Source organism: Streptomyces sp. NBC_01669 (assembly GCF_026339735.1).
GTDB classification, from domain to species: Bacteria; Actinomycetota; Actinomycetes; order Streptomycetales; family Streptomycetaceae; genus Streptomyces; species Streptomyces yanii.
This window is the reverse complement of sequence record NZ_JAPEQG010000001.1, coordinates 6385804-6398470: the sequence shown is the minus strand read 5'-3', so window position 1 is coordinate 6398470 and position 12667 is coordinate 6385804. Positions and strand designations below refer to the sequence as shown.

Below are 12667 nucleotides of genomic sequence, written 5' to 3'. Positions count from 1 at the left end.
AAGGCTACCTTCCGTCCGTGCCCCGTTGCCCATGGCTGAGGCGACCCGTGAGGGCCGGGCGACAGCCGGTTACGCATCGTTACGCGCAGTTCCGCCCGGTCGGCTACTTGACCAGGTCGGCGCGGAGGTCGTCGAGGACCAGGTTCGCCGCGGTGACGCCGAGGCCGAGGTACCAGGTCTCGTCCGGGACGTCCTTCGCCCGGCCCTCCTTGACCGCCTTCAGGTTCTTCCACAGCGGGTTGGACTGCGCGGTGTCGCGCTTGGTCGCCTTCGGGTCGCCGTAGACGCCGGTAAAGATCCAGTCGGCGTCCGCCTCGTCGATCTTCTCGGGGCTGATCTCGGCGGCGAGGTCGTCGATCTGCTGGTTCTTGGGCCGCGGCAGACCTGCGTCCTCAAGGATCGTGCCGATGAACGACGCCTTCGCGTAGAGGCGGATGCGGTCCGGCAGGTAGCGGACCATGGAGATGGTCGGCTTGTCGGGGCCGATGTCCTCGCCCAGCTTCGCGGCCTTCTTCTCGTACGCGTCGAGCTGGCTCTTCGCCTTGGCGGTCTTGTCCAGCGCCGCGGCGTTGAGGAGGTAGTTCTCCTTCCAGGTGAAGCCCGGACGGATGGAGAACACAGTCGGCGCGATCTTGGAGAGCTGGTCGTACTTGTCGGCGGCGCGCAGCTGGCTGCCGAGGATCAGGTCCGGCTTCAGGCCCGCGATCGCCTCGAGGTTGAGGCTGTTGATCGTGCCGACGTTTTTCGGGTTGCCCGCGTTCTTCTTCAGGTACGAGGGAATGGCCTCGTCGCCCTCGGAGGGGGCGTAGCCGACGGGCTTCACACCCAGCGAGACGACGTTGTCGAACTCGCCGACGTCCAGCACGACGACCCGCTTCGGGGCGGACTTGAGCTCGGTCTTGCCCATGGCGTGGGTGAGGGTCCGGGGGAACTGGCCCGCCGGGGCGTCCGTCCCGTACCCGGCCGTCTTCTTCGCCGCGTCGCCGAAGTCCTTGCCGCCCGTCGCCACCGCCGCCTTCTTGTCGCCGCCGGCGGACTTGGCCGAGTCGCCCGCCTTTCCGCCGTCGTCGCTGCTGCAGGCGGAGAGGGCGAGGGCGGCGGCCACTGCCAGGCCGACCGCTGCGGCGCTGCGGCGTCGTATGGACATCACGTGGTCACTTGCTCCAGTTGAGGGACTCACAGGAAATGCTTAGGGATGCCTAACCTTAGCTACACCCTTCAACGGCAGCACAACCACCCCCTCGCTCTCAGGCGAATACGGGCATCACCACCCATATGTGTGAAATGGCGGTTCTCGTGTTGTTCGGCAGGAAGTGCGAAAACTAGCTTCGGTTGCCGGAGGTGATGAGTCCATGACTGCCCGTGCCATCGAGGGTGAGTCGGCCGGGGCCGCCGTGACGGTGGATCCCGCGTCCGGAGAAGCGGAAGAACCCGGGGGCTCGGACGAGCCGGAGGAGCCGGACGGGCTCATCGAGCCCGGCGGGCAGGGCGAGTTCGGTGAGCCGAGTCTCCCCGACGGGCCCGGCGGGTCCGCCGGGCCGGGCGGGGCTGCCGCCGTCGGGGCCGGCGCGTTCACCATCGCCGCCGACGGCTCGTACGCGGCGCGGCTCACGCTCGCCGGGCAGGCGCCGGACGCCGCCTGGTTCCCCGAGCGCTGGACGCTCGACGGGCACGAGCCGTACGCCGTGCCGCTCCCCCTCGACCAGCCCGAGGAGCCGGACTCCGACGTGCTGCCGCTCGCCGACGGCCGGGTGTTGATCCGGCGGCGGGTGGCGGACCGGCACGCCTTCTCCTTGCTCTATCCGACCGGCCCCGGCACCGGCGAACTGCCCCTCGGCGCCCTCGAGTGCGCCGACGACACCCCCCTGACCCTGTTGCCGCCGTCGCCGGACGGTGCGAGTGCGTACGCGCTGTCGGTCGGTGAACGCTCCACCGCCGTCTGGCTGGTGGCGGGCGGGGCGTACGGGCCGGAGCAGGTCGCCGAGGTGCCTGGACGGTGCTCCGGCGGGGTATGGCTGGACCGGGCGGGGCGGATGCTGGCCCTGGACCGGGAGCCTGTGGGCGGCGGTCCGGTGAAGGCCGTCGCCGTGGATCTGGACCGGAGCGGCGAGGTGACGCCGCTGCTGCAGATCACGCCGGACAGCAACGACCGTCTGCTGCTCGCCGATGCGGACAGCGGACTGCTGCTGATCCGTTCCGATGCGCCGGGCCACGACCGGCTCGGGTGGGGGGTGCTCGGCAGCTGTCTGCCGGTGCGCTTCCCGGAGTGTCTGCATCCGGCGGATCTCGCGGTGACGCCGTTCGCAGTGCAGCCGGGGCAGACGCTGATGCCGGAGAGCTGTGCGGTGGCGCTGCGGATCGACGGTGCGGCCGGCAGCTGGGTCGGGGTGTGGCGTCCGGCGGGGCGCAGGCTGCACCAACTCGCCGCCCCGGAAGGATGGTTGGCCGGGTCCGGGTTGTGGACCCGGGACGGCTTCCTCAAGCTCCCGTACGTCGGCCGGGACGTGCCGTGCGGGGTGGCCCTGCTGCAGGCGCCGGAGGACGGGGAACGCGGCGCCGGGCCTGCGTGGACGGCGGTCGCGGAAAGCGGTATGCAACCGTCCGCGGCTGTCGCGCCTCTTCCCGTGTGCAAGCCGGTTCCATTGGGCCAGGCGCCTCTCGTGGGGCGCACGGCACCTGGTTAAATTCTGGGCCGGGGCCAGGGGGCACCCCTACGAGCCGATGGGCGCGGTTGCCGACGCCGGCCGTGTCGGGTGGTGGTGGCGCGATGGTCCCGGTGACACACACGTAAGCGATCACAACGGGGTGACTTCCCACATGTCTGAAGCCCGAACCGACACGACCCAGACGCGCCCGCCGGGGGCGGACGCCGCACGGGCCGACGCCGACGGCTCCGGAAAGCACCGAGGGGGTGTGTCGATGGAGAGCACGGGCGGGCAGCCGCACGGTCGCCACCGGCGCCCCGCCGAGGGGGGCAGCAGAGCGGCCTGACCGCAACGGAAATCAACGAGGGAACGAGTGAGGGAAGGGCCTCCGCAGCGCTGTTCGGCTGCGGAGGCCCTTCCTTGTGCGCTGTCCCCCGGGGGTCAGCCCCGCTTCAGTCCCAGTACCTCCGCCGCCGCGAACGTCTCGTTCGGCGGACGCTCCGCGTAGTACGGGGAGATCAGTTCGTCCAGCTCGTCGAAGGAGAACGTCTCCTTGGACGAGTCGAACTTCGCGGCCACCCGCGGGCGTTCGACGATCGCGACCATCCCGCCGTGCACCACGAGCAGCTGGCCGTTGACCTCGGCGGCCGCCGGCGAGGCCAGATAGCCGACCAGCGGGGAGACGTGTTCGGGGGCCAGCGCGTCGAGCCGGCCGTCCGTCGGCTCCTCGAATCCCGCGAAGACGTCCTCCGTCATCCGGGTGCGGGCCCGCGGGCAGATGGCGTTGGCGGTGACGCCGTACTTGGCCAGGGCCAGGGCCGTCGAGGTGGTGAGGCCGACGATGCCGCCCTTGGCCGCCGCATAGTTCGGCTGGCCCGCCGAGCCCGCCAGGAACGCTTCCGACGAGGTGTTGATGATCCGGCCGTAGACCGGGCCGCCGGACTCCTTGGAGCGGGCGCGCCAGTGGGCCGCGGCGAAGTGCGTGGTGTTGAAGTGGCCCTTGAGATGCACCCGGATGACGGAGTCCCACTCGTCCTCGGTCATCGAGAAGACCATCCGGTCACGCAGGATGCCCGCGTTGTTGACCAGGATGTCGAGCGTGCCGTACGTGCTGACGGCCAGCTCCACCAGGGCGCGGGCCTGCTCGTGGTCGGAGACGTCGCCGAGGTGGGCGACGGCCCTGCCGCCGGCCGCGCGAATCTCCTCGGCGACCTTCTCGGCGGGGGTCGCCGATGCCTCGCCGGAGCCGTCGCGGCCCGGCTGTCCGTAGTCGTTGACGACGACGGCCGCGCCGAGCCTCGCCAGTTCCAGCGCTTCGGCGCGCCCGAGGCCGCGGCCCGCGCCCGTGACGATCGCGGACAGCCCGTCCAGGGGAAGGGGGTGTGCCATCGGAATCTCGGAGTCCTCTCGGAAGCGACGGGGTCAGAGTTCGATGCAGGTACGGAGCGCCTCGCCGGTCCTCATCTGGCCGAGGGCGTCGTTGATCTCGGCCAGCTGCACCCGGTGGGTGATCATCGATTCGAGGTCGATCCGGCCCGCCCGCCAGAGCGCGATGGCCCGTTCATAGGAGCGGAGCACGTCCCCTCCCCCGTACATCGAGGGCAGGATCCGCTTCTCGTCGAAGAACAGCTCGAACATGTTGACCTGGAAGTTGTCGTCCATCGCGCCCGCGCCGACGATGCAGAGCGTGCCGCCGCGCCGGGTGCTCTCGTACGCCGTGCGGGCCGTCGCCGACTTGCCGACGACCTCGAAGACGTAGTCGAAGCCCTCGCCGCCAGTGATCCGCTGCTTGGCGTCGGCGAGCTCGTCGGGCGAGACCGCCTCCGTCGCGCCGAACCGGAGTGCCGCCTCGCGCCGGGACGCGACCGGGTCGACGGCGACGATCTGGGCGGCGCCCTGGACCCTGGCCCCCTGGATGGTGGAGATACCGACGCCGCCGCAGCCGATCACCGCGACCGACGAACCTGCCTGCACCTGCGCGGTGTTGATCGCGGCGCCGAGTCCGGTGGTCACCCCGCAGCCGATCAGCGCGGCGATCTCGAACGGCACGTCGTCGGGGATCGGCACCGCGCAGCCCGCGTCGACGACCACCTCCTCGGTGAAGGTGCCGGTCCCGGCGAAGCCGAACACATCGCCGCCGGGGCGCTTGAAGTTGGGTGTGCCCGCGTTCATGAACCCGGCCAGGCAGAGCTGCGTCTGGCCGCGCCTGCAGGCGGGACACGCCCCGCAGGCGGGCAGCCAGCAGACCAGCACCCGGTCCCCCGCGCTCAGTCCGGTCACGCCGTCGCCGATGTCGAGGACCTCACCGGCGCCCTCGTGGCCCGGGATGAAGGGGGCGGGCTGCGGCAGCACGCCGCTCATCGCCGAGACGTCGGAGTGGCACAGCCCGGTGGCCCGGATGCGGAGCCTGACCTTGCCCGGGCCGAAGCCCACCGCCTCGACGTCGTCGAGGACTTCCAGTTTGTCCTGACCTATCTCGTGCAGTACGGCTGCGCGCATGGTGCGGCTCCCCTCGGGTCGTCGGGTGATTCAGAAGTGCTCGACGAGCGTGTCGGCCAGGACCGGTGCATCGCCCCGCTCGGCGGCGGTCACGGCCACCTGGACGCGGCCGTCCCCGGCCCACATCCGGATGCGGAGGGTCTCGCCCGGGAAGACCACCCCGGCGAAACGGGTGCTGTATGCGCCGATCCGTGCCACAGCACCGTCGAGCAGCGTGTCGGCCACGGCCTTGAGCGTCATGCCGTAGGTGCACAGACCGTGCAGGATCGGCCGGTCGAAGCCGGCCAGTTCGGCGAACTCGGGGTCGGCGTGCAGCGGGTTCCAGTCCCCGGAGAGCCGGTAGAGCAGCGCCTGGTCCTTCCGGATGGTCCGCTCGACCACCCGGTCGGGTGCCCGGTCGGGGAGCGCGAGCCGCTCGGACGGGCCGCGCTCGCCGCCGAAGCCGCCCTCGCCGCGGACGAAGATCTGGGCGTCGTTGGTCCACAGCGGTCCGTCGTCGTCGGCGGCCTCGGTGCGCAGGACGAGGACGGCCGCCTTGCCCTTGTCGTACACGGCGGCGACCTTCGATGTCTGCACGGCCCTGCCCTTCACCGGGATCGGCCGGTGCACCCGTACGGTCTGTCCGCCGTGGAGCACGGCGGCGAGGTCGACGTCGATCCCGGGCGAGGACAGTCCGCCGACGACGCCCATGCCGGCGCCTGCGACGGTGGCGAAGCTGGGCAGGACATGGAGCCGGGACTCCAGGGTGTAGCGCAGCTCGTCGGGGTCGGTGGCGGGGATGCCGGCGCCGAGTCCGAGGTGGTAGAGCTGGATGTCCTTGTGGTCCCAGCCGATCTCTGCGGTCCGGGGGTCGGCGGCGATCGCCTTTGCGGCATCAATGGGCATGGAGGTGCTGCTCCTTGATGGTGGGAAGACCTCGGCGCGGCCGTCCGCACCGTCGGCCGCACCGAGGTCGTGCGGGACCGGCCGCCACGCTCGTTCTAGAACGCGTTCTAGCCGGTTGGCCCTATGTATAACGCAGCTCCCAGCAGTTGGGAAGACTGCTGACGTCGCGTCAGATGCGGTGCGGGACAGGCGATCAGACGCCCTCCGAGGGCCGTTCAGGCGCACACCCGGGCCATGACATTTGTCATGGCGGAGTCCGTACAAGCGCCTCTGCCGTGGTGCAGGCCCGGCTCCGTACCGTCAGTGTCATGGAAAAGACAACGGGGAACGGGCCCGCGGTGGTCTTCACCGGGGCAGTCAAGACCTTCGGCCGGGCGGAGCGGACCGTACGGGCCGTCGACGGGATCGATCTGACCGTGGAGCGCGGCGAGACCGTCGCACTGCTCGGCCGCAACGGCGCGGGCAAGTCCACCGCCATCAGTCTGCTCCTCGGTCTGAACGAGCCGGACTCCGGAGGTGTGCAACTGCTCGGCAGCGCCCCCGAGCAGGCGGTACGGGCCGGCCGGGTCGGCGCCATGCTGCAGGACGGGCGGCCGATCCCCCGGGTCACCGTCCGCGAACTGATCGCGTTCGTCGCCTCCACCTACCCCAGCCCGATGCCGGTCCCCGAATCGCTGGCCCTGGCGGGCGTCTCCGCGTACGCCGACCGGCGCATCGACAAGCTCTCCGGCGGGCAGATCCAGCGCGTCCGGTTCGCCGTCGCACTGGCCGGAAACCCGGAGTTGGTCGTCCTGGACGAGCCGACCGCCGCCCTGGACGTCGAAGCCCGGCGGGCGTTCTGGGGCTCCATGCGTGCCTACGCCCGGCGCGGCAACACGGTCCTCTTCTCCACGCACTACCTGGAGGAGGCCGACGAGAACGCCGACCGGATCGTCGTCATCGACCACGGCCGGATCGTCGCGGACGGCAGCGGCGACCTCATCAAGGAGTCCGTCGGCGGCAGCCACGTCTCCTTCGACCTGGCGGGCGGACCGACCCAGGGTCTGGAGCTGCTGCCCGGCGTCAACGCCGTCGAGATCCGCGGCGACCGTGCCCTGCTGCGTACGGACGACTCGGACGCCACGGTGATCGAGCTGGCCCGCCTCGGCCGGGTCCGCAATCTCCGGGTCTCCCCGGCCACGCTCGAGGACGCGTTCCTCTCACTGACCTCCCCCGCCACCGACTCCGAGAGCGAGACCGTGTGATGCTCCCCTACATCGTGCTCGAGATCCGGCGCACCCTGCGCGACGGCGTCTTCATGATCTTCGGGATCGGCATGCCGGTCCTGATGTACCTGCTCTTCACCAACCTCGGCGGGGGCGGGGACGACGCGAGCGGGTGGAAGGCCTTCTCGATGGTCGGTATGGCCGCGTACGGGGCGCTGGGCGCCGCCATGTCGATCGGTACGGGCGTCGCGTCCGACAAATCCCTCGGCTGGCTCCAGCAGTTGCGGATCACCCCGCTCGCCCCGTCCCGGGTGGTCGTGGGCCGTGCGATCAGCGGTTCGGTGACCGTGCTGCCGACCATCCTGACGGTGCTGCTCGCCGGGGCGCTGGTCAACGGCGTGCGGCTGGAGGTCTGGCAGTGGACCGCGCTGACCCTGCTGCTGTGGATCGGTGCGCTGCCCTTCACCATGCTCGGCATCGGCAACGGCTACCGGCTCACCCCGCAGGCCACCGGCGTGGTCAACGTGGCCTGTCTGATGGGGTTCGCGATCGTCGGCGGACTGTGGTTCCCGCTCTCCGAGTACCCGTCCTGGCTCCGCTCCATCGGCACGTACACGCCCGCCCACCGGTTCGCCGACCTGGGCTGGGCGACCACGGGCGGCCACGCGCCCTCCGCCGGTACGTTCGCCGTGCTCGCCGGGTGGCTCCTGCTGTTCGGTGCGTACGCCGTCGTCTCGTACCGTCGGTCGGCGAGGACCGTGTGACAGGAGCGAGCATGTCCCGAAACGGATCAGGATCGTGGAAGGAACGGCGCAGGCAGCACCGGAAGGAAGGGCGCCTCGGGCCGCCCGGACCGTACGCCCTGCTGCCCTGGCTGCTGTTGGGTCTCGGCGCCTTCTCCAACCTCTTCCAGGGCGAGACTTCCAACCCCTGGATCGGCGGTCTCGGACTCCTCGTCTTCAACTCCCTCTACCCCTCTGTGGTGTTCCGGGGGTTCGAGAAAAGGAAACGCGAGAGCCCGGTGTCGTATGTGCTGCTCGCCGTGATGGCCCTGGTCACGTTCGGGCTGGCGATCGGGTACGGCGGCAGCTGGCTGCTGTTCTTCCCCCTGCTCTCGCTGGCCTGCGGCACCATCCTGCGCAACCGGCAGCTGATGTTCGGCATGTTGGGCCTCGCGGCCGTCGCCACGTGTGTCGCCATCTGGCGCGGGGACAACAACTCGGACCCCTGGACCATCGGATACGGCACCTTCATCTCGGGTGCGGTGACGGCCGCGATCCTGACCCTGTCGGAGACCGTGACGGAGCTGCGGGCCACCCGGCAGGAACTGGCCACGACCGCCGTCGAGAAGGAGCGGCTGCGGTTCTCCCGCGATCTGCACGATCTGCTGGGGCACACGCTCTCCGTGATCGTCGTGAAGTCGGAGGCCGCGCGTCGGCTCGCACCGCGCGACATGGACGCGGCGCTGGCCCAGGTCGCCGACATCGAGTCCGTCGGCCGTCAGGCCCTCACCGAGATCCGGGAGGCCGTCACGGGCTACCGCGAGGGGAGCCTGGCCACCGAACTCGACCGGGCCAGGTCCGCGTTGACCGCCGCCGGGATCGAAGCGGTGGTCCGCCGCTCGGGACCGCCGCTCACCCCGCAGGCGGAGGCGTTGCTGGGCTGGGTGGTGCGGGAGACGGTGACCAACGTCGTACGCCACAGCAACGCGACCACCTGCTCGTTCGTCGTGGCCGGCGCGGCCGAGCACGTCCGGCTGACCGTCACCGACGACGGCCGCGGACCGGCGGGCCCGCCGCCCGCACCCGGCATCGGCGGCACCGGCCTGAAGGGCCTCACCGAACGTCTCGCCGCGGCGGGAGGCTCGCTCACCGCGGGTCCCGGGCCGGGCGGTGGCTTCGTGGTCGGCGCGGAGCTGCCGGTGGACACGGTGAACGCCGCAGGAAGTCCCTCCTCACCCCCTACGCTGGGCCGGTGAACGAGATGCCCCGAGATCACCTGCCGCACACGTCCGTCCGGGTGCTGCTCGCCGAGGACCAGGGCATGATGCGCGGCGCGCTCGCCCTGCTGCTCGGGCTCGAACCGGACATCGAGGTCGTGGCCCAGGTCGGCGCCGGGGACGAGATCGTGGACGCCGCACTGCTGTCCCGTCCCGATGTGGCACTCCTCGACATCGAACTCCCGGGCCGCAGCGGGCTCGACGCCGCCGCCGACCTGCGCGAGGAGGTACCGGACTGCCGGGTGCTGATCCTCACCACCTTCGGGCGTCCCGGCTATCTGCGCCGCGCGATGGAGGCGGGCGCGGCGGGGTTCCTGGTCAAGGACGGCCCGGTCGAGGAGCTCGCGGCGGCGATCCGCCGGGTGCTGACCGGTGAGACCGTCATCGACCCCGCCCTCGCCGCGGCCGCCCTGAGCGCGGGCCCCAGCCCGCTCACGGCGCGGGAACGGGACGCGCTGAACGCCTCGGTGGACGGGGCGACGGTCTCCGACATCGCGGCGAAGCTGCATCTGTCCGAGTCGACGGTACGTAATTACCTGTCGTCGGCGATCGGGAAGACAGGGACGCGGAACCGCATGGAGGCGGTGCGGGCGGCGCGGCAGCAGGGCTGGCTGTAGGCGGTGTTCGCGGGAGGGGCGCCGGGCGTGGCCGCCGCCCCTTCTGCCCTCAGTCGCCGGACGGGCTCGACATGCCCGACGTGCTCGACGCGCGGGACGGAGTCGAGGTGCTCGACGGGCCTGACGTGGCCGACGGGCCGGACCTTCCGGAGCGCGACGAGTGGTGGCGCGGCAGCCACAGGACCATCAGCAGCAGTCCGCCCAGCAGTACCGTGCCGGCCGTCCGGAACGCCAGCGCGAACCCTGCGGTCAGCTCCTCCGCGCCGGTGCCGCCCCCGGTCCGTGCCGCCGCGACCGTGGAGAGGACAGCGAGACCCAGCGCACCGCCCATCGTGCGTGAGGTGTTGACCAGCCCGGAGACCAGACCGGCGTCCCCGGGCGCCGCGCCCGAGGTGGCGAGGGAGGCGAGCGGCGTGGACGCGAACCCCGCACCGGCCATCATCAGGATGCCGGGCCCGCAGATCGACGTGAGGTACGAGCCGTCTGCGCCCATCGTGGACTGCCAGCCGAAGCCCGTGGCGGTGATCGCCAGACCGATCAGGACGAGGTTCTTCGCGCCGACGCGTGCCATGATCCGCGGCGCGAACGTCGAGCCGAGCACCACCGCCAACGAGGTGGGCATCAGGGCCAGTCCGGCCTGCATCGGCGTGTAGCCCAGCACCGACTGCGCGTACACGGTCATGAAGTACCACATCGAGAACGTCGCGGAACCCATCACGATCATCGCCACGTTCGCCGCCGCCACCGCCCGCGTGCCCAGCACCCGGAGCGGCATCAGAGGCACCGCCGTCCGCGCCTCCACCAGGACGAAGAGGGCCAGCAGCGCCACCCCGCCGAGCAGCGGCACCAGGGTGGCCGCAGCCGTCCAGCCCTCCCGCTCGGTCTGCACGATGCCGTACGAGACCGTGGCCAGCCCCACCGTGACGAGCACCGCGCCCAGCAGGTCGATACGGTGCCGCCCGCCCGCCCGGCTCTCGGCGAGCCAGACCGTGGCGCCGATCAGGACGAGCACGCCGAACGGCACATTGATCAGCAGGACCCAGCGCCAGGAGAGGAGGTCGGTGAGCGCCCCGCCGACCAGTCCGCCGGCCGCGCCGCCTCCGGCACCGACGGCCATCCACGTGCCGATCGCCCTGGTCCTGGCCGGGCCCTCGGGAACTGCGGCGGTGAGAAGCGTGAGGGTCGCGGGAGAGAGCACGGCGGCACCGAGCCCCTGCGCGGCACGGGCGGCGAGCAGCTGCCAGCCCTCCTGGGCAAACCCGCCGACGAGCGAGGCGGCGGTGAACAGGCCGAGACCGACCAGGAACATCCGCTTGCGGCCGTATATGTCGGCGGCGCGCCCGCCGAGAAGCATGAACCCGGCGAAAGCGATCGCGTACGCGTTGAGGACCCACTGCAACTGACCGGCGCTCAGCCCCAGGTCGGACCGCATGGACGGCAGCGCCACATTGACGACGGACACGTCGAGAATGACGAGGAACTGACCTGTGCAGGCGGCGAGTACCACCGCCCAGGTGCGGGATTTCTGCAGGGGCGTGGGCGCCGTGACGTCAACCATGAGCGTCATACTCGCAGGCGCCCTGCGCCCCGTACATCGGTATATGGCCGGACACCCGGCTCCGACTGTCGGCGGAGGAGCGTGACGACCGCCGCGCCGCCGAGCCCGATGTTGTGGGCGAGTCCGACCCGGGCACCGGGCACCTGCCGGTCGCCCGCCTCGCCGCGCAGCTGCCAGGTGAGTTCGGCGGCCTGGGCGATGCCGGTGGCGCCGAGCGGGTGGCCCTTGGAGATCAGGCCACCGGACGGGTTGACCACCCAGCGGCCGCCGTAGGTGGTGGCCCCGGACTCGACGAGCTTGCCGGACTCGCCCTCACCGCACAGGCCGAGCGCCTCGTAGGTGAGGAGTTCGTTGATGGAGAAGCAGTCGTGCAGTTCGATGATGTCGAGGTCCGCGGCCGAGAGCCCCGAGGTGTCGTACACCTGCCGGGCGGCGGCGCGTGACATGGGCAGTCCGACGGCGTCGATGCAGGTGCCGGAGGCGAAGGACTCGCCGGTGTCGGTCGTCATGGCCTGGGCGACGATCTCGACCGCCCTGTCCTCCAGCCCGTGGCTGCCGACGAAGCGTTCCGACACGACGACGGCTGCGGCCGCCCCGTCGGAGGTGGGCGAGCACTGGAGTTTGGTCAGCGGGCGATGGACGGTCCTGGCGGCGAGGATCTCGTCGACCGTGCAGGCGTCCTGGAACTGGGCGTACGGGTTGTTCACCGAGTGCCGGTGGTTCTTGGCGCCGACCGCCGCGAGCTGCGCCTCGGTCGTCCCGTACCGCTCCATGTGTTCGCGGGCCGCGTTGCCGAAGATCTGGGCGGTGGGCGGGGACATCTCGAAGCCGTGGGCGGCGGCCATGATCCCGTAGTGCCGGGCGACGGGCGAGGTCCTGAAGTCCGCTCCGCCGTCGGACCCGCTCCCCAACGACCCGCGCGTCATCTTCTCGAAGCCGAGCGCGAGGACGCAGTCGCTGATGCCGCCCTCGACGAACTGCCGGGCCAGCATCAGCGCGGTGGAGCCGGTGGCGCAGTTGTTGTTGACGTTGTAGACGGGTACGCCGGTCAGTCCGAGCTCGTACGCGGCGCGCTGGCCGGCCGTGGAGGCCTGGAAGCAGTAGCCGACGGGGACCTGCTGCACCTCCTCGTAGGCGACCGAGGCGTCGGCGAGCGCGGCGTTCCCCGCCTCCTTCGCCATGTCCCAGTACTGCCAGTCGCGTGTCTCCGGCTTCTCGAACTTCGTCATCCCGACACCGACGATGTACGCCTTCATGGC

Annotated in this window: 11 protein-coding genes; 5 read left to right on the top strand and 6 right to left on the bottom strand. The window is 71.2% G+C overall.

What is annotated here, in order from left to right:
- Nucleotides 1-103 precede the first annotated feature (103 nt).
- The gene (locus OG972_RS28630; protein ID WP_266986218.1) at nt 104-1147 is read right to left on the bottom strand and encodes an ABC transporter substrate-binding protein; all 1044 of its coding nucleotides are present in this window, start codon (nt 1145-1147) and stop codon (nt 104-106) included.
- A gap of 205 nt (nt 1148-1352) precedes the next feature.
- Between OG972_RS28630 and OG972_RS28625 the strand changes: the two genes are divergently transcribed.
- Nucleotides 1353-2684, top strand: coding sequence for a hypothetical protein (locus OG972_RS28625; RefSeq protein ID WP_266986216.1), 1332 nt, complete (start codon nt 1353-1355; stop codon nt 2682-2684).
- Between the two features lie 402 nt (nt 2685-3086).
- On the opposite strand, the gene OG972_RS28620 is transcribed toward OG972_RS28625, so the two are convergent.
- The 3 genes from OG972_RS28620 to OG972_RS28610 are packed head-to-tail and all read right to left on the bottom strand — an operon-like array spanning nt 3087 to nt 6029.
- Nucleotides 3087-4034, bottom strand: coding sequence for a 3-oxoacyl-ACP reductase (locus tag OG972_RS28620; RefSeq protein WP_266986214.1), 948 nt, complete (start codon nt 4032-4034; stop codon nt 3087-3089).
- A 33-nt stretch (nt 4035-4067) separates the two neighbouring features.
- Nucleotides 4068-5144, bottom strand: a complete 1077-nt coding sequence (locus OG972_RS28615) for a Zn-dependent alcohol dehydrogenase (protein ID WP_266986212.1) — start codon at nt 5142-5144, stop codon at nt 4068-4070.
- 30 nt (nt 5145-5174) lie between these two features.
- Nucleotides 5175-6029 (bottom strand): MaoC/PaaZ C-terminal domain-containing protein, encoded by an 855-nt coding sequence (locus OG972_RS28610; protein ID WP_266986210.1) that lies wholly within the window; start codon nt 6027-6029, stop codon nt 5175-5177.
- Between the two features lie 308 nt (nt 6030-6337).
- Here OG972_RS28610 and OG972_RS28605 point away from each other — a divergent pair, with 308 nt between their 5' ends.
- The 4 genes from OG972_RS28605 to OG972_RS28590 are packed head-to-tail and all read left to right on the top strand — an operon-like array spanning nt 6338 to nt 9850.
- On the top strand, nt 6338-7273 hold the full coding sequence (locus OG972_RS28605) for an ABC transporter ATP-binding protein (RefSeq protein ID WP_266986207.1): 936 nt from the start codon (nt 6338-6340) through the stop codon (nt 7271-7273).
- Nucleotides 7273-7998, top strand: coding sequence for an ABC transporter permease (locus OG972_RS28600; RefSeq protein WP_266986205.1), 726 nt, complete (start codon nt 7273-7275; stop codon nt 7996-7998). The genes OG972_RS28605 and OG972_RS28600 overlap by 1 nt, the downstream gene beginning before the upstream one ends.
- 11 nt (nt 7999-8009) lie before the next feature.
- Nucleotides 8010-9212, top strand: a complete 1203-nt coding sequence (locus tag OG972_RS28595; RefSeq protein WP_266986203.1) for a sensor histidine kinase — start codon at nt 8010-8012, stop codon at nt 9210-9212.
- Between the two features lie 5 nt (nt 9213-9217).
- Entirely contained in the window at nt 9218-9850 is a 633-nt protein-coding gene (locus OG972_RS28590) for a response regulator transcription factor (RefSeq protein ID WP_266990762.1), read from the top strand.
- A gap of 49 nt (nt 9851-9899) precedes the next feature.
- Here the strand turns inward: OG972_RS28590 and OG972_RS28585 are convergent, their stop codons facing one another.
- Entirely contained in the window at nt 9900-11417 is a 1518-nt protein-coding gene (locus OG972_RS28585) for an MFS transporter (protein WP_266986201.1), read from the bottom strand.
- Nucleotides 11414-12664, bottom strand: coding sequence for a lipid-transfer protein (locus tag OG972_RS28580; RefSeq protein WP_266986199.1), 1251 nt, complete (start codon nt 12662-12664; stop codon nt 11414-11416). Before OG972_RS28580 ends, OG972_RS28585 begins: the two co-directional genes overlap by 4 nt.
- Between the last annotated feature and the right edge of the window lie 3 nt (nt 12665-12667).

What these genes read in the sequence shown, in the direction of transcription:
- OG972_RS28590 (WP_266990762.1), top strand. Translation starts at nt 9,218, where the DNA reads ATGCCCCGAGATCACCTGCCGCACACGTCCGTCCGGGTGCTGCTCGCC.
- OG972_RS28600 (WP_266986205.1), top strand. Translation starts at nt 7,273, where the DNA reads ATGCTCCCCTACATCGTGCTCGAGATCCGGCGCACCCTGCGCGACGGC.
- OG972_RS28620 (WP_266986214.1), bottom strand. Translation starts at nt 4,034, where the DNA reads ATGGCACACCCCCTTCCCCTGGACGGGCTGTCCGCGATCGTCACGGGC.
- OG972_RS28625 (WP_266986216.1), top strand. Translation starts at nt 1,353, where the DNA reads ATGACTGCCCGTGCCATCGAGGGTGAGTCGGCCGGGGCCGCCGTGACG.
- OG972_RS28605 (WP_266986207.1), top strand. Translation starts at nt 6,338, where the DNA reads ATGGAAAAGACAACGGGGAACGGGCCCGCGGTGGTCTTCACCGGGGCA.
- OG972_RS28630 (WP_266986218.1), bottom strand. Translation starts at nt 1,147, where the DNA reads ATGTCCATACGACGCCGCAGCGCCGCAGCGGTCGGCCTGGCAGTGGCC.
- OG972_RS28615 (WP_266986212.1), bottom strand. Translation starts at nt 5,144, where the DNA reads ATGCGCGCAGCCGTACTGCACGAGATAGGTCAGGACAAACTGGAAGTC.
- OG972_RS28580 (WP_266986199.1), bottom strand. Translation starts at nt 12,664, where the DNA reads ATGAAGGCGTACATCGTCGGTGTCGGGATGACGAAGTTCGAGAAGCCG.
- OG972_RS28610 (WP_266986210.1), bottom strand. Translation starts at nt 6,029, where the DNA reads ATGCCCATTGATGCCGCAAAGGCGATCGCCGCCGACCCCCGGACCGCA.
- OG972_RS28585 (WP_266986201.1), bottom strand. Translation starts at nt 11,417, where the DNA reads ATGACGCTCATGGTTGACGTCACGGCGCCCACGCCCCTGCAGAAATCC.
- OG972_RS28595 (WP_266986203.1), top strand. Translation starts at nt 8,010, where the DNA reads ATGTCCCGAAACGGATCAGGATCGTGGAAGGAACGGCGCAGGCAGCAC.